Here is a 20,484-nt window from a genome sequence, read left to right on the forward strand (position 1 = left end):
CGAGGCGGCCGAGCCGGAGGCAGCGGCGGAGAAGGGAGAGTCGGTCACAGCGCCTCGCCCAGGTAAGCCTGTTGGACAGTGGCGTCCGCCATCACTGCCTCGGGGGTGTCCAGCGCGAGCAGCGTGCCGTGGTGCATCACGGCGAGGCGGTCGGCCAGGCCGAGCAGGACGTCCATATGGTGCTCCACCATCAGTACGGTGCGGCCGAGGTCGCGGTGGACCGAGCGGATCAGCTCGGTGAGAGCCGGCACCTCTTCCGCGCTGACCCCGGCCATCGGCTCGTCCAGCAGGATGAGCCGGGGGTCGGAGACCAGCAGGACGGCGAGTTCGAGCTTGCGCTTCTCACCGTGGGAGAGGGCACTCGCCAAGGTTCCGGCCCGATGGACAAGTTCGGTGCGTTCCAGGGTCGCGCCCACCTGGTCCGCATACCGGTCGGCGCGGCGCCAGAGCCGGTACGAGGCTCGCGGTCCGGCTGCGGCCTGCGCGGCCAGGCGGACGTGGTCGGCAACCGTCATTCCCGGCCAGAGAGAGGAGGTCTGAAAGGTACGGCCAAGTCCGCGGCGCGCCCTGGCGTGGACGGCCTCGGCGGTGATGTCGGCGCCGTCGAGTTCCACTCTGCCCTGGCTCGCCGGGTGGATACCGGAGATCAGATTGAAGAGTGAGGTCTTCCCGGCACCATTGGGTCCGATGAAGGCGATGAACTCGCCTTCCCCGACCGAGAGCGAGACGTCCTCGACGATCGGAACACCGCGAACGGACCAGCCGAGGCCGGTCAGCCGCAGTACCGGCGCGGCCACGGTGGACGGAGCGGGACCGGACACGGCGATCAGCCCGCCATCGGGGTGACCGGGGGCGCCACCTCGTCCGCGGCCAGCGTCTTCTCCACCGACGGCCTGGCAGCCGCACCGGTACCGGTCAGCCGGACTTGGAACATCGGCTGGAGGAGGGCGTGGTCCTCGGCCCGCACCGTGGTCCGCCCCTTCACCCCGTCGAAGCTCCAACCCTCCAACGCCTTCACCAGAGCCGACGTGTCCTCGGCGGAGCCATGGTTGGCCTCCACCGCGTGCACGATCATCTGGGCGGCGGTGAAGCCGTCCGGAGTGAAGATGTCGGACTTCCCGCCGCCCGCGGTGACGGACTCGTCCATGGCCTTCTCCACCGGGGTTCCGGCAGCTCCGCCGAAGTAGTGGTTCAGGAAGGAGATCTTCTCGGCCGCCGGGCCGAAGAGAGGGTAGGAGGCAGCGAGGTCGAGCCCGGTGACGACCTTGGTGTCGGCAAACACGTCCTGCTGGTTCAGCGCCGTCCACAGGGCCGACGAGGTGTCGCCGGCCCAGGCGACGAACAACAGGTCGGGCTTGGCCGCCCTGGCCTGGGTGGCGAACGGGGTCAGATCGGTCGCGCTGGGCGGGGCGAGGACCGAATCGACCGTGGCGCCCTGGGCTCCGAGCACGGCCTTGACGGCGGCCACGTTGGCCTGGCCGAAGGCGTTGTCCTGAGCCAGCACGGCGACCTTCCTGCCCTTGGCGTCCCCGATGAACGAGGCCGCGGTCCTGATGTCCTGGTAGGACTGGCGGCCGGAACGGAAGGTGTAGGTGTTCAGCCCCGTGACCTTGTCGGCGGCGGCCGGTCCGCTGATGAAGAGCACCTTGTTCTGAGCGGCGATCGGTCCGACCTGGAGAGCGACGCCCGAGGCGGTGGACCCGGCCAGGATCTTGTGACCCTTGCCGATCAGGTCCTTGGCGGCCGACACCGCCTTGGCCGGGTCTCCCGCGTCGTCCTGCTCCTCGAACTCGATCTTGTGTCCGTCGACCGCGCCGGTGCCCTTGGTCGCATAGGCCAGCCCAGCCTTGAAGCCCTCCAGGTACTGCTTGCCGTACGCGGCCAGCGGCCCGGTCTTGGAGTACACCAGGCCGACCTTGACCGTGCTCTTGGAACCACCACCGTCCGCCGCGGTGCCGGCGGTACCGGCCTTGGCGCAGCCGGCCGCGAGCAGGACACAGGCCGCCACCGCGGCGAGCTTGCGCCCCGGCCCGCCCGAAGCGGCCAGGCCTGTGGAAGCACCGGAAGCGGTCCTGGTGAGGGCTGTCGAGCTGCGCATGATGACCGACTCCTGGGTGCGGCGGGGGTGGATGCCGGAACCGTAGGTGCGGCATGAAGGCTGCGACATGTGCCCGGGCGCCGTATCAGCGCGCCCGGTTGTGGCCCTGCCCGCCATACCGTCGGGCCCGGGGCCTTCGGCCGGCCGGCGGGTGTGGGCGCCGGCCATACGTCCGTACCCAGGCCTGGAGCCGGTCGCCATGGCCGGCGCGCCCCGCACCCGGCGACGGTGGTGGGGCGCGGACCGGGGCCGTACCGGGCCGAAGGCTCGCCGCCTCGCGCCCCGCGTCCCCGCATCCCACTTCCCGACGTCCCCATGTCCTCACCGGCCGTGGTCCGGCCCACCCCTTCCCTCCTGCCTCCCCCTCCCGCCTCCCCCTCCCGCCTTCCCCACCCCCTCCCCTCATGAGGTGACCCTTTGGACAAGCTCCTGGACTCCGCCGCCGAAGCAGTCGGAGACATCCCCGACGGAGCCGCGCTGGCCGTCGGCGGCTTCGGCCTCTGTGGCATCCCCAGCACGCTGATCAGCGCCCTGGCGGCCACTCGCGCCACCGGCCTGTGCGTCGTCTCCAACAACTGCGGGGTGGACGACTGGGGGCTGGGCCTGCTGTTGCGAGCCGGCCGGATCGCCCGGACGATCTCTTCCTATGTCGGAGAGAACAAGGAGTTCGCCCGGCAGTACCTGTCCGGCGAGTTGGAGGTGGAGCTGACCCCGCAGGGCACGCTCGCCGAGCGCCTGCGGGCCGGTGGCGCGGGCGTCCCCGCGTTCTTCACCCCGGCCGGGATCGGGACCCAGGTCGAGGAGGGCGGGCTGCCCTGGCGGTACGGCGCGGACGGTTCGGTGGCGCTGGCGTCGCCGCCGAAGGAGGTCCGGGAGTTCGGTGGCCGCCGCTACCTGCTGGAGGAGGCCATCACCGCCGACTTCGCGCTGGTCCGTGCCGCGGTGGCGGACCGGCACGGGAACTGTGTGTTCCACGCCGCCGCCCGCAACTTCAATCCGCTCTGCGCCATGGCCGGCCGGGTCACGCTGGTCGAGGCGGACCTGATCGTCCAGCCGGGTGTGCTGGAGCCGGACGCCGTCCACCTGCCCGGGGTCTACGTCGACCGAGTGGTCCTGGCCGATCCCGCCGACCGCCGCATCGAGCGCCGGACCGTCGTCACCGCACCCCAGGAGGCCTGATCGCGATGACCACCAAAACGATCATCGAAGCGCCCGCGAACACCACCGCCTCCACCCCGACCTCCACCACCACGACCGCCAGGCCCACCGCCGCCCGTGAGCTCGACGCGCGGAACGCACTCGCCGCACGAGCCGCCCGGCAGCTCCGGGACGGGCAGTACGTCAATCTGGGCATCGGCCTGCCGACCCTGATCCCCAGTCACCTCCCGCCGGACGTCCACGTGGTGCTGCATTCGGAGAACGGCATCCTCGGTGTCGGCCCGTACCCGGCGGACGGAGCCGAGGACCCCGATCTGATCAATGCGGGCAAGGAGACCGTGACGGTCACCCCCGGCGCCTCGTACTTCGACTCGGCGTTCTCCTTCGGCATGATCCGGGCCGGTCGGATCGATGTCTCGGTCCTCGGTGCGATGCAGGTATCGGCCTCCGGGGATCTCGCCAACTGGATGATCCCGGGCAAGATGGTCAAGGGCATGGGTGGCGCCATGGATCTCGTGCACGGCGCCCGACGACTGATCGTGGTCATGGAGCACACCGCCCGGGACGGCTCGCCGAAGATCGTCGAGGAACTCTCACTTCCGGCCACCGGTCGGGGAGTTGTCGACCGAATCGTCACCGACCTGGCCGTCATCGACGTCACCCGCGACGGGCTGCGTCTGGTCGAATCGGCTCCGGGCGTGTCACTCGACGACGTCCGGGCCGCGACCGGGCCCAGCCTGTTGCCGCCGCATTCCGACCCGCTCCCCACCGGCCGCGTCGGGGTGCCGCGCCAGGCACCCGACTCCCGAGCCGAGCGCCCGGATCGAAGGCACTGAACAACGACACTGACCGACGGCGAAGAGCGACGGCACGCGGCGGCGGCACACAGCGAAGGACCGCAGCGAGAGCCTGGAACGAGAAGCCCGACGGAGAGCCGGACGACCCACGGGGGAGTCCGGCCTTCGTGCATCCATTCGACAAGCCCGCGGCGCCGACACGCGATTCCCCCTCAATAACACCATTGGGGGCCCACATGGCCGGGAATCGTCATATCTTCACTCTCGCGCAATGATCCTTTATCGGATCGGTTGCGATCACGCCAACGCTCCGGGAGAGTTGGGGCAGCCGAGGATCCCGCACACCCCGAAGGGGAGTCCGGAGAACGCGCCGGGATCTCGCATTCGAAGCAGCCGCAAAGCTGTGCGACATAATCGATCGTACACGTTTTAACGATTAACGCCCTGGAACTGCCTGAAATCAGTGCAGTCGACCGGGCGGCACTCTGCTTCGAAAGCCGGGCTCCGGGGGGAGCGGTCGCCAGAACACCCAGGTCGCAGCGCAGGGCACTGGATCGCATACCTCCGGTCTGAGTACGCACGAATGAGTCGACCCAAGCGGCCGGCCACGGGGGGAGCCACACATGATCAAGCTGTTCTCGCGACACACGGACGCAGAAGGCCCGCCCGGTCATCCCCCGATCCCCCGCGTCGCTCCGCCCTCGGCGCCGCCCCCGCGCGCGGGCGCGCCCGACACCACCTCCGCAGCCGCGATCGGCGATGCCCTGATATCCATACCCGTCCCTGAAGCCCCCTACGACTACGCCCACTTCAGCCGCCTCGCCGGGCCGGCCACCACCCCGGGAAGTGGCGGAGCCACCGGCAACAGCGGAGGCGGTACGGGCAACGAACGCCCCCGAACCGCCGGCACCACCTCCACCGGCAAAAGCTCCACCGACTCCGAGGGCACCGAGGGCACCAAGGACGCCGCAACCGCCGCAACGGAGGACGCCCCCGCTCCCTACCGCGTCCAGTACCGCAGCCTGCTGCGCCGGGAACCGCACCGGATCCGCGCAGCACTGCTCATGCTGGCCGCCCCGGCGGTCGAGACCGTGCTCCTGGTCTGGCTGCTGCTCCCCGACCACTGGCCGGTCCGGCCGGGCGAGACGCACTCCTGGTTGCCGATCGCCGACAAGGCGATGATCACGATCATCGCGGTCGTCGAGGCGTTCCGGCTGGTCAACGTCGTCTCCAACACGCACGCCACGCTGGTCGCCCGCGACCCCGTCCCGGTCACGCCCGAGTCGGGCACCCGGGTCGCGTTCCTCACCACCTGCGTGCCGGGAAAGGAGCCGCCGGAGATGGTGCGCAGGACGCTGATCGCCGCACTCGCCGTCCGGCACGACGGCCCGTACGACGTCTGGCTGCTCGACGAGGGAAACGATCCTGCGATGCGCGCGCTCTGCGCCCACCTGGGTGCGCGGCACTTCAGCCGGCACGGCGTCGAGCGTTGGAACCAGCCCAGGGGCCGGTTTCGCGCCAGAACCAAACACGGCAACTACAACAGCTGGCTCCAGTCCCACGGCGCCGACTACGACTTCTGGGTGTCGGTGGACACCGACCACGTCCCGCTGCCGGAGTTCGGCGAGCGGATGCTGGGGTACTTCCGGGACCCGGACGTGGCGTTCGTGGTCGGCCCACAGGTGTACGGGAACTACCGCAGCTCGGGTTCGGCCGTCACCAAGTTCTCGGAGAGCCAGCAGTTCCTCTTCCACGCGCTGATCCAGCGGGCGGGGAACCGTTACGGCGCGCCGATGTTCGTCGGCACCAACAACGCGGTGCGGATCAGCGCGTTGCAGTCGATCGGAGGGCTGTACGACTCGATCACCGAGGACATGGCGACCGGGCTGGAGTTCCACCGCCGTCGCAACCCGGCCACCGGCGCGCGCTGGAAGTCGGTGTACACCCCGGACGTGCTGGCGGTCGGCGAGGGCCCGTCCTCCTGGACGGACTTCTTCTCCCAGCAGCTCCGTTGGAGCCGGGGCACCTACGAGACGCTCCTGACCCAGTACTGGCGCGCGGCCTGGCGGCTGTCGCCCGGCCGGCTGCTCAACTACACGCTGATGGTCTGCTTCTACCCGATGGCGGCGCTGACCTGGCTGCTCGGCGGGGTGTCGAGCGTGCTCTACCTGGGCTTCGGGGCGTCGGGGGTCCACGTCTCCTCGGAGATCTGGATGATGCTGTACAGCGACGCGGCCGCTCTCCAGGTGCTGCTCTACACCTGGAACCGCAAGCACAACGTGAGCCCGCACGAGCCGGCCGGGTCGTCCGGGGTAGCGGGCATGGTGATGTCGGCACTCTGCGGGCCGATCTATGCAGCATCGTTCCTGCAAGCGCTGCTTCGCCGCCGCAGCCGCTTCGTGGTGACACCGAAGGGCCACTCGGCCAGCCCTGACCGGGTGGCGACGTTCCGCATCCACCTGTTCTGGACGCTGGTGTTCGGCGCAGCGATCACCGCCTCCTTCTTCACCGGCCACGACCACGTCGCCATGCGCACCTGGGCCTTCCTCGCGCTCCTCCTCAGCCTGCTGCCGATGCTCGTGCTGGCCGCCGATGCGATCCGCCGCAGGCGTGCCCGGCCCATCTCGACCCTCTCCGTCACCGGCGTCGGAGCCACGACAGCGACCATCCGTACGGTCACCGCCCCCGCCACCACCCCGACCGTGCCACCCCAGGGCCGCTCCGGGGCGCCCACCACCTGGGCCTCCACCACCGGAGCCCGCAACACGTAAGCCTCGACCACCGGAGCCTCCACCGCCGGGGCCCCATCGCCGAGGCCACCACCGCACCAGCCGCCACCGCCCGTTGAGCCCGCGCCGACTGACCCACGCCGACTGACCCGCAGCAGGAGGGGACCAACCACCGTGAAGATCCGCAACGCCGGCCGGACCAGGCGCTTCGCCCTCGGCAGCACGGTCGCACTGACCGTGGCCGGGATGAACGCGCCGGCCGTGCTCGGCTTCGCCAACGAGCAGTACCACCAGTACGTGATCAACCGCCCGGAGTACAAGGCCGAGTACGGCCACTGGCAGACCGTCGCCCTCCCCGCCGAGTTCCGGATCAACGCCGTCCATGCCAGCCTGCTGCGCACCGGCAAGGTCCTGATCGTCGCCGGTTCCGGGAACGACCAACGGAGCTTCGACGCGGGCTCCTTCAAGAGCCTGCTCTGGGACCCGGCCACCAACACCTACAAACGGATCCCGACCCCGGCCGACATGTTCTGCGGCGGCCACGCCGCCCTGCCCGACGGCCGGCTGCTGGTGGCCGGCGGCACGCTGCGCTACGAGGCGCTGGACGGGGCGGTGAAGAAGGCGGCCGGCACCATGCGGGTACGCAACGAGAGCCCGGAGGCCGCGCACACGTTCCCCAAGGGGACGGTGTTCACCGCACCCGGCGGACACGCGTACGCGTCCACCGCCGAGGTGACCGTCCCGGCCGCGGTGAAGACCGGCTCCGGCGAGCGGACCGTCGTGAAGGCCGGCGAGCAGCACGTGTTCGTGGAGGCGGTGGCGCCGGGCGGCGCGTACGTCGAGAACGCCCCCGCTCAGTACACGATCAAGGGCCTGACCGGGGCCGACGCCCGCAACCTCTACGGCATGGCCGACCGGATGACCCTGGAGAAGCAGGACTTCCAGGGCATCCGCTCCGCCTTCGAGTTCAACCCGGACACCGAGCTGTACGAGCAGGTCACCGACATGGCCTACGCCCGGTGGTACCCGACGCTCACCGGGCTGGGCGACGGGCGGGTGGTCACCGTCTCCGGGCTGGACGACACCGGGCAGATCCTCAGCGGCAACGACAACGAGATCTACGACCCGGCGCGCAAGACCTGGTCGAAGGCGCCCGACCGCTACTTCCCGACCTACCCGTCGATCTTCCTGACCGCCTCCGGCAAGCTCTTCTACTCGGGCTCCAACGCGGGCTACGGCCCGGCGGACAAGGGTCGCGAGCCCGGACTCTGGGATCTGGAGGACAACAGCTTCCAACCGGTCCCGGGCCTTCGCGATCCCGACCTCACCGAGACCTCGTCCTCCGTCCTGCTGCCGCCCGCCCAGGCGCAGAAGGTGATGGTGCTCGGCGGCGGGGGCGTCGGCGAGTCACCGCTCTCCACCGCCCGCACCGACATCGCCGACCTCTCCGCGGCGAAGCCCGCCTTCACCGCCGGACCGGACCTGCCCGCCGGCGGCACCCGCTACCTCAACAGCGTGATCCTGCCGAACGACACCGTGTTCACCACCGGCGGCTCGCGCGACTACCGCGGCAAACACCGGAGCGACCTGCTCAAGTCGCAGGTCTACCACCCGGACACCAACACCTTCAGTACCGCCGCCGAGCCGACCGTCGGACGGAACTACCACTCGGAGGCGCTGCTGCTGCCCGACGGCCGGGTGGTGGTGCTGGGCTCCGACCCGCTCTTCGCCGACAAGGCCGACACCGAGCCGGGCACCTTCGAGCAGCGGATCGAGATCTACACACCGCCGTACCTGTTCCACGGCGAGCGCCCGCAGCTGACCGGCGCGCCCGCCACCGCGAAGCTCGGCGGCACCGTCACGGTGGACACTCCGAAGCCGGACGCCGTCGCCACCGCCAAGCTGATCCGGCCGAGTTCGGTCACCCACGCGACCGACGTCGAGCAGCGCTCGGTGGCCCTGGACATCGGCGCGCGCTCGGTCGGCGGTGTCACGCTCACCCTGCCCGGCAACCCCGATCTGCTGCCGCCCGGCTGGTACATGCTGTTCGTGACGGACGCCGCCGGGACCCCGTCGGTCGCGCGCTGGATCCACGTGACCGCCTAGCGCCCGCCCACTACGCCCCCGTCCGCTCCGCCCACTACCCCGCCGCCCACTACCCCGTCCGCTCCGTCCCCGTCCGCTCCTTCGCCGTCGGCGCGACCAGGCGACCGGGCGCGGGTGTGCGACTACGCGCCCCCGCGCACCAGCCCCAGGGCGTACGGCAGCCAGAACTCGCCCGCCCGGGGCTCGCCCCGCCCGCACTCGCCGTCGGACTCGCCGGGGTTCTTGATCCACAGGTAGGCGTCGACACCGGGCCGGCCGGTGTCGACGGTGGGCGGCTCGCCGAGCGCGCGGCCCGCCGGGTTGCACCAGGCCTCGCTGCTCAAGGGGCCGTTGCCGTTGCGGCTGGTGTCGATGACGAAGTGCTTCCCGCCCAGGGCGGCGGAGAGCTCCGTGCCGTACGCCGCGTTCCGGTCGGTGCTGTAGAAGTTGGAGACGTTCACGGCGAAGCCGTCCGCCACGGCGGCACCGGACTTGCTCAGCGCCTCGGCCATCGCCGACGGGTCCTGTGCCCAGCCGGGGTTGCCCGCGTCCAGGTAGACCCGGACCTGTGGACGCCTCTTCAACTCCTGGACGGCGAAAGCCAGCAGACCGTACCGCTCGGCGGCGGCCGCGCCCTTGACCCCGCAGGTGTCCAGGGTGTGCGCGATGGCGTCCGGCTCCAGGACCACCCAGGCCTTGCGGTCGCCCAGTGCCTCCGCCACGCCGGTGATCCAGGAGCGGTAGGACGCGGCGTCGGTCGCACCGCCGGCCGAGTACTGGCCGCAGTCACGGTGCGGGATGTTGTACGCGACGAAGACCGGGGTGCGGTCCACCTCGGCGGCCCGGCGGCCCACCTGCTCGACGATGCCCTTGGCCGCGTCGTCCCCGAGCCACTGCGAGGAGGGCTGGGCGGCGATCCTGGCGAGGGTGTCGGCCTCGGCCGTCCGACCCTGAGCGCGCAGGGTGACGAGTTGCCGGGCGGCGGACGTCCGGTCGGAGACGTAGAACGTCTGACCCGGCAACTGGGCAGGACCGGAACCGGACGAACCGCCGCCCGCCGCGCCTGCCCCGCTCGGAGCGGGAGCCGCACCCGTACCGGCACTGGAACCGGTGGCCGAACTGCCCCCCGGATCACCGGCCGCACTCCCGCCGGTGCAACCCGCCACGCCTGCCGTCAGCCCCAGCACCGCCGCCCCCGCGACCAGCCGGAACCCCACCCCTCGCCATACCCGGCGCACGTACCGCCCCTCCCAGACCGGTCCGGCGACCAGGTCGGCACCCAGCTTCGCACACCGGGTACCGACCGGCGGCCGAGGTCGGTGAACAGCAGGCAGCGGCGGCGGGTGGACGGGGTGTCAGCCCGCCGCACCCGTCGGTCCTGCTACCGGGTGCGGGTCAGCCCTGCTTCAGGTTCGGCACCTGCCAGTCGATCGGGTCGACGCCGAAGCCGTCCAGCGCCTCGTTGATCTGCGAGAACGGCCGGCTGCCGAAGAACAGCTTGGCGGAGAGCGGCGACGGGTGGGCGCCCTGGACCACCACGTGCTTCGTGGTGTCGATCAGCGGCAGCTTCTTCTTGGCGTAGTTGCCCCAGAGCACGAAGACCACCGGCTCCTCACGCGCGCTCACCGCCTTGATCACCGCGTCGGTGAACTTCTCCCAGCCCTTGGCCTTGTGCGAGTTGGCCTCGTGCGCGCGCACCGTGAGCACCGCGTTGAGCAGCAGGACGCCCTGCTCGGCCCAGTGCATCAGGTAGCCGTTGTCCGGAGCGGGGATGCCCAGGTCGGCGTCCAGCTCCTTGAAGATGTTGCGCAGCGAGGGCGGCGTCCTGGTGCCCGGCAGCACGGAGAAGCTCATGCCGTGGGCCTGGCCGTCGTCGTGGTACGGGTCCTGGCCGAGGACGAGCACCCGGACCTTCTCGTACGGCGTGGCCTCCAGGGCCGAGAACTCCTGCCCGCTCGGCGGGAAGACCTGGTGCTGCGCACGCTCCGCCGCCACGAAGGCCGCCAGCTCGGCGAAGTACGGCTGCTCCGCCTCGGCGCCCAACACCTCGCGCCAGGACTGCGGCAGCTCCAGCCCGCCACCCGCTCCGGCCCCGACCGCTTCCGTCTCGATCACGCCTGCCTCGACCGTGTCCGTCACGACATCAACCTCCCACCGGACGGCCGCTCACCGCCGCACCGCCCCGACCTCCGGCGTACCGCGGCCCTTGCGCCGCACGCCCTCTTTCCACACCGAACGCTACACAGCCCCACCGACAACTCACTCCGCCGCGGCCACCGGCGCCTCCGCGGCCACGCCGGTCGCCGGTGCCACCGGAGCCGGCTCGGCCGTCGGAACCGCGGCAGCCGGCCCGGTGCTCCGAGCAACCGCCGCAGCCCGCCCCACCCGAACGTGCTCGACCACGTTCAGCGCCACCACCAGCACCGCCAGCACCACCAACACCACGATCGCCGGCAGCCGCACCATCACCGGCAGCAGGCCCAGCACCACCACCGCGGCCACGATCCGGGTGGTCGACACCGCGCGGAACATCATCCACCGGGTGTAGCCGAAGGTCAGCAGATACAGCCCGCAGCCCCCGTACAGCAGCGCCACCGAGCCCGCGCCGAGCGCCTGCCGCGGGTCGGCCACCGTCTCGCCGAAGCCGACCGCGACCGCGATCACGCCGGCCACCAGCGCCAGGTGTCCGTACTGGAACACCCGGCGGATGACGTCCCGGCGCGAGTCGGCGACGGTCACGGCGTGCCGCATGGCGTCCGCCGCGTAGACGAAGTACTGCCACCAGAGCCCGCAGGAGATGGTGAACGCCGCCGCCACCGCGGCCAGTTCGGCCGCGTCGAGGCGGACGGCGGCGGCCGTGGCACCGATCCCGACGATCGACTCGCCGAGCGCCACCAGCAGGAACAGCGCGAACCGCTCCGGCATGTGCGACGGGTGGTACGCCACCCTGGCCAGCCGGTTGCGGAACACCACCGGGCCGGCCAGGTCGCAGAGCGCGCCCAGCGCCCAGAGCACTGTCCGCGGCCCCTCCGGTAGCAGCCCGCCCACGAACAGCAGCGGCCCGCTGACCAGCACGCCCACCCCGTACGGCCCGCGCCAGACGCCCGGGACGCGGATCAGCAGCACCAGCAGGACCACCCGGGCCGCCCAGTACCCGGCGCCGAGCAGCACGCCCCGGCCCTCGTAGGCGCCGGGCACGGCCAGCGCCATGAAGAGGCCGGCCAGTCCGACGGCGAGGATGCCGAGCCGGTCCCTCGGGGTGTCCACGTCGCGGATGTTGGCCTGCACGGTGGTGCCGACCCAGCACCAGTACACCGGGACGAACACCACCAGCGCCCGGGCGACCCCGCCCCAGTCGTGATGGTGGTGCAACAGGCCGGAGACCTGGGTGATCGCGAAGACGAAGACCAGGTCGAAGTAGAGCTCCGCCCAGGTCACCCGCTTCTCGTCGATGAACTCCCCCGCCGAACTCATCCCGCCCCCTCGTCCGCATACGCAACAGGCGCACGCAACAGACGGCCCTGCCCCGGCCGTCGGCCGGGGCAGGGCCCGCAACATCAGAGCAGAGGCTAGACCAGGTCGACCAGGTCCGCGATCGACTGGACGACGCGGGTCGGCCGGTACGGGAACCGCTCCACGTCGGAGGCGGCGGTGAGGCCGGTGAGCACCAGGATGGTCTCCATGCCGGCCTCCATGCCCGCCACGATGTCCGTGTCCATCCGGTCGCCGATCATCACGGCGGTCTCCGAGTGGGCGCCCGCCGAGTTCAGCGCCTCGCGCATCATCAGCGGGTTCGGCTTGCCGACGAAGTACGGCTCGACACCGGTCGCCTTGGTGATCAGTGCCGCGACCGAGCCGGTGGCCGGCAGCACGCCCTCGGTCGACGGACCGGTCTCGTCCGGGTTGGTGCAGATGAAGCGGGAGCCCTGGTTGATCAGGCGGATCGCCTTGGTGAGCGCCTCGAAGCTGTAGGTGCGGGTCTCGCCGAGGACGACGTAGTCCGGGTTGTTGTCGGTCAGCACGTAGCCCGCCTGGTACAGCGCGGTGGTGAGGCCCGCCTCGCCGATCACGTACGCGGTGCCGCCCGGGCGCTGGCCCTTGAGGAACTTCGCGGTGGCCAGGGCCGAGGTCCAGATGCACTCCTCCGGCACCTCCAGGCCCATGCCGGCCAGGCGGGCGCTGAGGTCGCGCGGGGTGTAGATCGAGTTGTTGGTGAGCACCAGGAAGGGCTTGCCGGACTCCCGCAGCCGGCGCAGGAACTCCTCCGCGCCGGGGATCGGCGTGCCCTCGTGGATGAGGACCCCGTCCATGTCGGTCAGCCAGGACTCGATGGGCTTGCGGTCTGCCACGTGCGTGTCTCCCGAAGTCTTGCAACGTCTTGCGATGGTCGTACGAGTTCTGCGGCGCACCGCCGTCACCGTTGCGCCTCCCACCGGCCGGACCCTCCTCGGGACACCGGACCGCCGGGGGTACTGCTGGCTGCCCCAACGGGGCACAGCCTAATCCGCACACCAGCCCGACGGCAGTACGTCCCGCCCACCGGAACGCTCCACGGGACGAGGCGGTCCGCGGCTCCGCACGCCCGGAGCGCACCCGCGCACGCCCCCGCGGGCTCCACGGTCGGGCTCCCGCTCACACCCCGCCCGCCCCCGACCGCGCCACCCCGCGCACGCTCCCCGCCGGACACGGCGGCCCAACACCCGTGCCTCAAGGGCTCCTTAAGCCGCCCCTAACCGCTCTGATCGCCCCTCAGCACAGCCGCACCATCGGGCTAGCGTGAACGACACCACCCTCACCCCGCTCCCTCGAAGGAGTCCCCTCACCATGCCCGTGCGCCGCCGCCTCCCCGCCGCCGTCCTCACCCTCGCCGCCGCAGGCCTCACCGTCGGACTCGGCGCCGGCCCCGCCGCCGCGCACGGCTCGATGCAGAACCCGCTCAGCCGGATCGAGGGCTGCTACCTGGAGGGCGCCGAGCACCCGAAGTCGGCGGCCTGCCGGGCAGCCGTGGCCACCGGCGGGACGGCCGCCCTGTACGACTGGATGAGCCTGCGGATCGGTGACGCCGCCGGGCGCCACCGCGAGCTCATCCCGGACGGCCGGCTGTGCAGTGCGGGCTCGGAGACGTACAAGGGCCTCGACCTGCCGCGCGCCGACTGGCCCGCCACCAACCTCACCGCCGGGTCGGACTTCACCTTCCGCTACCGCGCCACCGCGCCGCACCGGGGCACCTTCCAGCTCTTCCTCACCAACGGCAGCTACTCCCCGACCAAGCCGCTGACCTGGGCGAACCTGGAGCCCCAGCCCTTCCTCACGGTCACCGACCCGCAGCTGACGGACGGCTCGTACGTGCTGCCCGGCAAGGTGCCGGCCGGAAGGAGCGGGCGCCAGCTGATCTACGCGATCTGGCAGCGCTCGGACAGCCCGGAGGCCTTCTACTCCTGCTCGGACGTGGTCTTCGACGGCACCGGCGCCGCACCCACCACGACGCCCGCCGGCACCCCCACGACGGCGCCCGCGCCGGGTGGCGCGACCGGCTCCGGCGGCGCCACGGCCCCGACCCCGGCGTCCGGACACCCCGCCGGGCATGACCACACCCCCACCCCGACGACCCCCGCGCCCAGCACCCCGGTGGCCGCCGCAGCCGCCCCCGCGTCGGCGTCCCCCGCCACGCCCTCCGCGCAGGTCGCCGCTCACGCCGCCCCGCAGTCCCCCGCGCCCGAGCACCTCGCCCAGACCGGATCCGACCGCTCCCTCGGCATCCTGGCCTCGATCGGCTCGGCCTTCCTCCTCGCCGGTGCCACCGTCGCCGTCGTCCACCGCCAGCGCCGCCGCACCCCCGGTGCCCACGCCCGCTGAGCCCACCGCTGAGCCCACACTCACCGAGCCCACCGCCGGTCAGGCCGGCCGCACCGAAACCGGGGCCAACCGGGCACCCCGTGATTGAGTAAGGCGCATGAGCCCCTCCTCGCGCCCTCTCCGCCACCACGACGGCCCCTTCCGTGTCGGCCTGATCGGCTACGGCCTGGCCGGCTCCGCCTTCCACGCCCCGCTGATCGCCACCACCCCCGGGCTCCGGCTGGACGCGGTGGTCACCGCCAACCCCGACCGCCGCGCCCAGCTGCACCGCGAGCACCCCGGCGCCCGCGCCGTCGACACGCCGGAGCAGCTGCTCGCCGACCCGGACGCGCTCGACCTGATCGTGATCGCCTCGCCCAACCGCACCCACGTCCCGCTCGCCCGGGCCGCGCTGCGCGCCGGGCTGGCCACCGTCGTCGACAAGCCGCTGGCCGCCACCGCCGCCGACGCGCTGGAGCTCTGCACGCTGGCGCGGACGCAGGACGTCCTGCTCTCCGTCTTCCAGAACCGGCGCTGGGACGGCGACTTCCTCACCGCCGCCCGTCTGGTCCGCGAGGGCGCGCTGGGCCGGGTGCACCGCTTCGAGTCCCGGTTCGAGCGGTTCCGCCCGAAGCCCAAGGCGGGCTGGCGCGAGCTGGCCGACCCGGCCGAGGTCGGCGGCACGCTGTACGACCTCGGCAGCCACCTGGTCGACCAGGCGCTCACCCTGTTCGGCCCGGTCGAGACGGTCTACGCCGAGATCGACGTCCGACGGGACGGCGCGGTGGTCGACGACGACGCCTTCCTCGCCCTCACCCACGCCTCGGGCACCCGCTCCCACCTGTGGACCAGCGCCATCACCCCGCTCATCGGCCCCCGTCTGCGGGTGCTCGGCGACACCGCCGGGTACGTGAAGTCCGGCATGGACCCGCAGGAGGCGGATCTGCGCGCCGGTCACCGCCCGGACGGCACCGGCCGCGACGGGACGCCGTGGGGCGCCGACCAGCCGTCCCTGTACGGCACCCTCGGCACCGACGAGTCGGCGACCACCCTCCCCACCGACGCGGGCGACTACCCCGCCTTCTACGCGGGCATCGCCGCCGCCCTGGCCACCCCCGGCACCCCGCCGCCGGTCGACCCGCACGACGCCGTCGCCACCCTCACCGTCCTGGAGGCCGCCCGCACCTCGGCCGCCACCGGCACGACCGTCCGGCTCGACTGACCTGCTCCGGGGCTCCACTCCTCCGACGTCCGGACGGAAGCGAGGGGGAGCGGAGCCCCGGAGCCGTGACGCCTGCCCGGTCAGATCGCGATGACCTCGACCGCCGAACCCAGCCCCCGGAAGTCCGCCACGTTGCGCGTGTACAGCGGCAGCCCGTGCGCGGAGGCGATGGCCGCGATCATCAGATCGATCCGGCGCGGGCGCGGCTGGCGCCCGGCGGCGATGGTCAGCGTGACCAGCGTCCCGTACCGGGCGGCGGCGGCCGCGTCGAACGGCAGCGGGTCGAAGTCGGCCATCGCCGCGCCCAGCACCTCCAACCGCGCCGCCCGGCTCACCGCGTCCCGGGCCATCGAGACACCCTGCTGCAACTCCGCGAAGGTGATCGCGGTCAGCTCCGGCACGGCCGGCAGCTCGGCCGGGTTGAGCAGCGCCAGGTCGATGTAGACGCAGGTGTCCAGCACCCCGGCCGGCCGCCGCCGGGACGCCCTGCGCCGCTCAGCCACGCCGCCGCTCGAACGGGTCGTCGCCCTCGTCCCCCACCAGCTCCTCGGGCCCGAAGTACTCCTCGGCCTCCTTGCGCATCTGCTGGTAGTCCACCCGCGGCAGCTTCACGTGCCGCGCCACCAGCTCCTCCGCCGTGAGCCGCCGCCGCTCCGCGACCGGCCGCAGCTCCGCGACCTCGACCCCGTTCCTGGTGATGTGGAAGATCTCCCCCGCCTCCACCGCGTCCATCACCGCGGCGGAGTTGTTCCGGAACTCCCGCTGGGTAATCGTCTTCATCCTTCCAAGGTAGCCCCGTGTAGCACCCCTGGCTACGGCGCGCGAATCGACAATCGCCCACGAACGGAAGGGTGGTGCGTTAACGTCCGACCATCGACTCATCGCACAGAGGGGGCTCTGGATGACCGACACCACCGAGGCGAAGCAGAATCCCTGGCTCTACGGCCAGGACCACCCGCCGCCACCCTCCGTGCCGGGCACTGTCGGCGGTACCGGCCCGTGGTCTGGCGCCGCACCGGCCGGCACCCCGCTACGCGTCGAACCGGACGCCCTCCGGCAGGCCGCAGGCGTCTCCCGACATCTCCAGGGGGAACTGAGGTACTCCGTCGGCCAGGTCGAACCGGACACCACCGCCGCCGTCCAGGCCCTGGCCGGCGGCTGGGGCTCGGGGGCCGCGCTGGCCCAAGTCCTCGCCTGGTGGAAGGCCCGCTGGACCAGCCTGGACAACCGCCTCGGCATGACCGCCGACCGCCTGGAGGCCACCGCCGCCGGCTACCGGGCCGCCGACAGCGCCGCCGCCGACACGTTCAAGGCGCAGTGAGCCGTGGTGACCTTCGCACAGCTGCGCCACACCGCCCTCGAACCGCTGGACCGGGCCGGCGACACCTGGAACAGCGTCTCCGGCCACATGGAACAGATCAGCGCCCAGGTGCGGTCCGGAATCCTCCAGCCCCTCACCGGCACCGGGCCGTACGCGTTCTCCCCCGCCGGGCATCGCCCCTGGACCGGGGCCGCCGCCGCCGAGGCAGCCCGGGAGATCGGGCTCCTGGCCGAGGAACTGAGCGCCTTCCACTACGAGGCGCTGGCCGTCACCGCCGCCCTGCGCCGTGCCAGGTCGTCCTTCGCCGAGGCCGGGCAGAACCTGCTCCGGGCGATCGCGGACGCCGAGGCGCTGGGCGCGACCGTGGCCGAGGACGGCACGGCCACACTGCCCGCCCTACCGTCGGCAGAACGCAACGACCCTGACTCGATCGCCTACCGGCAGCGGAAGTGGAACGAGCTGCAAGGCCACGTCGACGCCATGCACAAGGCCGTGGCAGCGGCCACCGAGGCCGACGCGACGACGGCCTCGGCCCTGCGGGCGATCAACCCCGATGAGGTCGACCCCGCGACGCGCTCGAATGCCGTGGCCGACGCCCGGGCCGATCTCGCTGCGGCAGCAGGAATGCCCACCTCCCCCCAGGTCCTCCCGGCTTGGTGGGCGGCCCTCGACCCAGCGGTGAGAGCAGGGCTTCTCGCGTCCGGCTCGGAGAAGCTGGTCAGCGCGGGCGTTCTGAGTCCGACCGTCTACCAATGGACGGCGCCGGACCTGGGATCGGGGACATTCCGGTCACGCGAGCCGAGTCTCGGCGACCGAACGACGCGGGCGGAGGTCAGCGCGATGGCCGCTGCAGGCAGTCTCGCCGGTTACACCGACGCCGCTCGCCATATGCAGCACTACCTCGACGGCAGCGGAGAACCGCTCTCCTTGGATGTCGAACGAATGCTGCGGGACGACGCTACTTTTCGCGCGCAGGTCACCGATTCGCTGGCCTCGTCCCAGGCCGCGTGGCGGCAAACCGCCCTGGATGCCTTCGCGAGATCGGGCGGAGCGCCGGTGGCCGTGCCCGTCGAGACCCCGGTCTTCCACCGGACCATCAACAGCGACGACCAGCGGAACTGGTACCTCGCTGTGGGGAGCCACCCCTACGTGGCCTCCGGGGTGGTGACGGCAGAGCCCGGTCCGGGCGGAAACCCGAAACTCTCGGTCCAGTACCAGGTCAACGTCTGGGACCGGTACAACTGGGACCCAGGCAAAGGCACCCCCATTGCGGGGATCAACGTCAGCGACAGTGACCTTGCGAAGCTGCACGAGACGGGGCTGGCCCGGGAGTTCGACATGTCGGGCAGGAGCACCCCCATGACTCTCTCCCTGGACGACATCGCCGCGGTCCGGCCCGCCGGTAGCGGCGAACGGTACAGCGACCGCGAGGGCGGGCGCGGCGACGCCGGGAGGAAGACCCGATGAAGCAATCGCCGCCCGCGCCGAACCGACGCCCCACCCGTCGCTGGTGGCTGGCCGCCGCCCTAGTGGTGCTCCCCGTGCTACTGCTGGCGGCCATCGTGGGAGGCCTGCGCTGGATCGACGAGGCGGACCGGCATCCGGCTCCGGACAGCGGACGACCCGGTGCCTGGGTGACGACCATGACGGCTGCCCAGGTCGCCGAGTTCGCCCAGGTACGGATTCCAGCGTCCGCCGCCGATCTCCGGTGGGGGTTGCAGAATGGCTTCCAGGACGATGTCGCCGTACTCGCCTTCCGGCTCCCCCAGGGCGAGGACGCGAGTTTCACGGAGAGCCTCGGAGTCGGCCGCTGGGATGACGGTGGCGCCATGGACAGTACAGCTCTGGCCCACTTCCAGCACGTTGGATCGCCGGCTCCTCCAGCGTCGCTCCCCCTGCGAGAGGGAGAGATCAAGTCCTGGCAGCCGGGGCACAGCAAGGCCGTCGCCACCACCGTCTGGCTCGCTCCCGGGACCGACGGGTTCACCCAGGTCTGGGTCTATGCCATGGACGTCCCCTGACCCGGGACTCCGGGCGTCGTACCATCGTCCTCAACGTCTGACCGTCGGTACGTCCGGAGCGCGGGAGAGGAGCATGCCGTGGGATTGGTGGCGATGCTGCTCGGGCTGCTCCGGGTGCTGACCGGGGAGGTGCTCACCGAAGGTGGGACGCTGACCTCGGTGGCCGCCACCGCGGCCGTGGTGCTGCTGGCCGGGGCGGTCGCGGGGACGCTGGTCGCCGCGCGACTGCTGGGCGCGCGGGCGCCGGCCGCCGTGCGGGACGGGACGCTGCGGCGTCGCGCGTTCCGGACGGCCTTCCTCCCGCAGCGTGATCCCGATGCCCGGGGCAGGCGACGCCCCAGGGCGCCGGGCGCGGCCCCGGCGGCCGCGTAACCACCCCACTTCTCCACCGCCGTCCACGCGGCCGCCCTCCGTAGACCACTCATGTCCCGAGACGCTGAGACCCCGGAGGGCTCGCTCCACCATGTCCGTTTTCGCTGTGCTCGACCCGGCCGTCGGCCTGGCCCACGATGTCGTCGCCACCCTTGCCCAGCTGATGCCCACGGCGGCGGCGATCGTCCTGTTCACCGTCTGCGTCCGACTCGCCCTGCACCCGCTGGCGCGGGCGGCGGCGCGCGGGGAGAAGTCGCGCGCGCGGCTCGCGCCGAAGATCGCCGAGCTGAACCGCAAGCACAAGGGCCGGCCGGAGAAGCTCCAGGCCGCGCTCGCCGAGCTGTACCGGGAGGAGAAGGCCTCGCCGTTCGCGGGGTGCCTGCCGATGCTGGTGCAGATCCCGTTCTTCTCGGTGATGTACCGGCTGTTCACCACCCCGAACGATCTGCTCGGCCACACGCTGTTCGGTGTCCCGCTCGGCCTGCACGTGGGCGGCGCGCAGGACGTCGCGCAGTGGGTGGTGTTCGGCGCCCTGTACGCGGGGCTGGCCGCCGTGGCGTTCGTCAACTTCCGCCGGGCCCGTCGGGCGCAGGCGGCCGCTCCCCAGCAGGCCGCGCAGCCCGGGCTGAGGTTCCTGCCGTTCCTGTCCTTCGGCACCGTGCTGTTCGCCGCGCTGGTGCCGCTGGCCGCCGCCGTCTACCTGCTGACCACGACCGCCTGGTCCGCCGCCGAGCGCGGCTGGCTGCACCGGGGCGGGGGCGCTCCGGTGTCGGCGGTGGCGCTGATCTGACCGGCGTGCCGGGGCCGGCTCGGCGGCGGGCGGGTGACCGCCCGCCCGCCGGGCCC

General features: G+C 72.1%; 19 protein-coding genes. 11 read left to right on the forward strand and 8 right to left on the reverse strand.

What is annotated here, in order from left to right:
* Positions 1 to 44: 44 nt before the first annotated feature.
* Together ACFVYI_RS03555 and ACFVYI_RS03560 are read right to left on the reverse strand one after the other, a co-directional pair.
* A complete protein-coding gene (locus tag ACFVYI_RS03555; protein WP_387881380.1) occupies positions 45 to 827 on the reverse strand; it encodes an ABC transporter ATP-binding protein in 783 nt (260 codons plus the stop codon).
* The gene (locus tag ACFVYI_RS03560) at positions 827 to 2,098 is read right to left on the reverse strand and encodes a substrate-binding domain-containing protein (RefSeq protein ID WP_387881151.1); all 1,272 of its coding nucleotides are present in this window, start codon (positions 2,096 to 2,098) and stop codon (positions 827 to 829) included. The genes ACFVYI_RS03555 and ACFVYI_RS03560 overlap by 1 nt, the downstream gene beginning before the upstream one ends.
* A 417-nt stretch (positions 2,099 to 2,515) precedes the next feature.
* On the opposite strand from ACFVYI_RS03560, the gene ACFVYI_RS03565 reads away from it, so the two are divergent.
* The 4 genes from ACFVYI_RS03565 (at position 2,516) to ACFVYI_RS03580 (ending at position 8,888) form a co-directional block, all read left to right on the forward strand.
* Complete coding sequence (locus tag ACFVYI_RS03565; protein WP_387881153.1) at positions 2,516 to 3,277, forward strand: CoA transferase subunit A; 762 nt, start codon at positions 2,516 to 2,518, stop codon at positions 3,275 to 3,277.
* 5 nt (positions 3,278 to 3,282) lie between these two features.
* Positions 3,283 to 4,092, forward strand: coding sequence for a 3-oxoacid CoA-transferase subunit B (locus ACFVYI_RS03570; RefSeq protein WP_387881156.1), 810 nt, complete (start codon positions 3,283 to 3,285; stop codon positions 4,090 to 4,092).
* Positions 4,093 to 4,676: 584 nt separating this feature from the next.
* On the forward strand, positions 4,677 to 6,824 hold the full coding sequence (locus ACFVYI_RS03575; protein WP_387881159.1) for a glycosyltransferase family 2 protein: 2,148 nt from the start codon (positions 4,677 to 4,679) through the stop codon (positions 6,822 to 6,824).
* A gap of 132 nt (positions 6,825 to 6,956) precedes the next feature.
* Positions 6,957 to 8,888 carry a galactose oxidase-like domain-containing protein gene (locus tag ACFVYI_RS03580; protein WP_387881162.1) on the forward strand — a complete coding sequence of 644 codons (1,932 nt, stop codon included), beginning with the start codon at positions 6,957 to 6,959 and terminating at the stop codon, positions 8,886 to 8,888.
* Positions 8,889 to 9,010: 122 nt separating this feature from the next.
* Here ACFVYI_RS03580 and ACFVYI_RS03585 read toward each other — a convergent pair whose 3' ends face one another.
* The 4 genes from ACFVYI_RS03585 to ACFVYI_RS03600 all read right to left on the reverse strand — a co-directional run bounded on the left by ACFVYI_RS03585 (position 9,011) and on the right by ACFVYI_RS03600 (position 13,216).
* On the reverse strand, positions 9,011 to 9,889 hold the full coding sequence (locus tag ACFVYI_RS03585) for a glycoside hydrolase family 6 protein (RefSeq protein ID WP_387881165.1): 879 nt from the start codon (positions 9,887 to 9,889) through the stop codon (positions 9,011 to 9,013).
* 373 nt (positions 9,890 to 10,262) lie between these two features.
* Positions 10,263 to 10,940, reverse strand: a complete 678-nt coding sequence (locus ACFVYI_RS03590) for a uracil-DNA glycosylase (protein ID WP_387881382.1) — start codon at positions 10,938 to 10,940, stop codon at positions 10,263 to 10,265.
* Between the two features lie 186 nt (positions 10,941 to 11,126).
* Complete coding sequence (locus ACFVYI_RS03595; protein WP_387881168.1) at positions 11,127 to 12,341, reverse strand: low temperature requirement protein A; 1,215 nt, start codon at positions 12,339 to 12,341, stop codon at positions 11,127 to 11,129.
* Positions 12,342 to 12,436: 95 nt separating this feature from the next.
* Positions 12,437 to 13,216, reverse strand: a complete 780-nt coding sequence (locus ACFVYI_RS03600; protein ID WP_387881171.1) for an HAD-IIA family hydrolase — start codon at positions 13,214 to 13,216, stop codon at positions 12,437 to 12,439.
* 475 nt (positions 13,217 to 13,691) lie between these two features.
* Here ACFVYI_RS03600 and ACFVYI_RS03605 point away from each other — a divergent pair, with 475 nt between their 5' ends.
* Together ACFVYI_RS03605 and ACFVYI_RS03610 are read left to right on the forward strand one after the other, a co-directional pair.
* Positions 13,692 to 14,723, forward strand: coding sequence for a lytic polysaccharide monooxygenase (locus tag ACFVYI_RS03605; protein WP_387881174.1), 1,032 nt, complete (start codon positions 13,692 to 13,694; stop codon positions 14,721 to 14,723).
* Between the two features lie 97 nt (positions 14,724 to 14,820).
* Positions 14,821 to 15,924, forward strand: coding sequence for a Gfo/Idh/MocA family oxidoreductase (locus ACFVYI_RS03610; protein ID WP_387881177.1), 1,104 nt, complete (start codon positions 14,821 to 14,823; stop codon positions 15,922 to 15,924).
* Positions 15,925 to 16,004: 80 nt separating this feature from the next.
* Here ACFVYI_RS03610 and ACFVYI_RS03615 read toward each other — a convergent pair whose 3' ends face one another.
* Positions 16,005 to 16,427, reverse strand: coding sequence for a type II toxin-antitoxin system VapC family toxin (locus ACFVYI_RS03615; RefSeq protein WP_360627573.1), 423 nt, complete (start codon positions 16,425 to 16,427; stop codon positions 16,005 to 16,007).
* Complete coding sequence (locus ACFVYI_RS03620; RefSeq protein WP_360627576.1) at positions 16,420 to 16,704, reverse strand: type II toxin-antitoxin system prevent-host-death family antitoxin; 285 nt, start codon at positions 16,702 to 16,704, stop codon at positions 16,420 to 16,422. Before ACFVYI_RS03620 ends, ACFVYI_RS03615 begins: the two co-directional genes overlap by 8 nt.
* Before the next feature lie 121 nt (positions 16,705 to 16,825).
* Here ACFVYI_RS03620 and ACFVYI_RS03625 point away from each other — a divergent pair, with 121 nt between their 5' ends.
* The 5 genes from ACFVYI_RS03625 to ACFVYI_RS03645 all read left to right on the forward strand — a co-directional run bounded on the left by ACFVYI_RS03625 (position 16,826) and on the right by ACFVYI_RS03645 (position 20,428).
* A complete protein-coding gene (locus ACFVYI_RS03625) occupies positions 16,826 to 17,245 on the forward strand; it encodes a hypothetical protein (protein WP_387881181.1) in 420 nt (139 codons plus the stop codon).
* A 6-nt stretch (positions 17,246 to 17,251) separates the two neighbouring features.
* On the forward strand, positions 17,252 to 18,712 hold the full coding sequence (locus tag ACFVYI_RS03630; protein ID WP_387881183.1) for a hypothetical protein: 1,461 nt from the start codon (positions 17,252 to 17,254) through the stop codon (positions 18,710 to 18,712).
* Entirely contained in the window at positions 18,709 to 19,266 is a 558-nt protein-coding gene (locus ACFVYI_RS03635; RefSeq protein ID WP_387881186.1) for a hypothetical protein, read from the forward strand. Before ACFVYI_RS03630 ends, ACFVYI_RS03635 begins: the two co-directional genes overlap by 4 nt.
* A gap of 78 nt (positions 19,267 to 19,344) precedes the next feature.
* Positions 19,345 to 19,638, forward strand: a complete 294-nt coding sequence (locus ACFVYI_RS03640) for a DUF6412 domain-containing protein (RefSeq protein ID WP_387881189.1) — start codon at positions 19,345 to 19,347, stop codon at positions 19,636 to 19,638.
* A 91-nt stretch (positions 19,639 to 19,729) separates the two neighbouring features.
* A complete protein-coding gene (locus ACFVYI_RS03645; protein WP_387881192.1) occupies positions 19,730 to 20,428 on the forward strand; it encodes a YidC/Oxa1 family membrane protein insertase in 699 nt (232 codons plus the stop codon).
* Positions 20,429 to 20,484: the final 56 nt, after the last annotated feature.

The sequence above is a fragment of the Kitasatospora sp. NPDC058218 genome, assembly GCF_042882445.1.
GTDB lineage: Bacteria > Actinomycetota > Actinomycetes > Streptomycetales > Streptomycetaceae > Kitasatospora.

Bases quoted from the DNA above. Each gene is read 5' to 3' on its own strand.
- ACFVYI_RS03560 (WP_387881151.1), bottom strand. From the start codon at position 2,098: ATGCGCAGCTCGACAGCCCTCACCAGGACCGCTTCCGGTGCTTCCACA.
- ACFVYI_RS03570 (WP_387881156.1), top strand. From the start codon at position 3,283: ATGACCACCAAAACGATCATCGAAGCGCCCGCGAACACCACCGCCTCC.
- ACFVYI_RS03575 (WP_387881159.1), top strand. From the start codon at position 4,677: ATGATCAAGCTGTTCTCGCGACACACGGACGCAGAAGGCCCGCCCGGT.
- ACFVYI_RS03595 (WP_387881168.1), bottom strand. From the start codon at position 12,341: ATGAGTTCGGCGGGGGAGTTCATCGACGAGAAGCGGGTGACCTGGGCG.
- ACFVYI_RS03605 (WP_387881174.1), top strand. From the start codon at position 13,692: ATGCCCGTGCGCCGCCGCCTCCCCGCCGCCGTCCTCACCCTCGCCGCC.
- ACFVYI_RS03610 (WP_387881177.1), top strand. From the start codon at position 14,821: ATGAGCCCCTCCTCGCGCCCTCTCCGCCACCACGACGGCCCCTTCCGT.
- ACFVYI_RS03620 (WP_360627576.1), bottom strand. From the start codon at position 16,704: ATGAAGACGATTACCCAGCGGGAGTTCCGGAACAACTCCGCCGCGGTG.
- ACFVYI_RS03625 (WP_387881181.1), top strand. From the start codon at position 16,826: ATGACCGACACCACCGAGGCGAAGCAGAATCCCTGGCTCTACGGCCAG.
- ACFVYI_RS03635 (WP_387881186.1), top strand. From the start codon at position 18,709: ATGAAGCAATCGCCGCCCGCGCCGAACCGACGCCCCACCCGTCGCTGG.
- ACFVYI_RS03645 (WP_387881192.1), top strand. From the start codon at position 19,730: ATGTCCGTTTTCGCTGTGCTCGACCCGGCCGTCGGCCTGGCCCACGAT.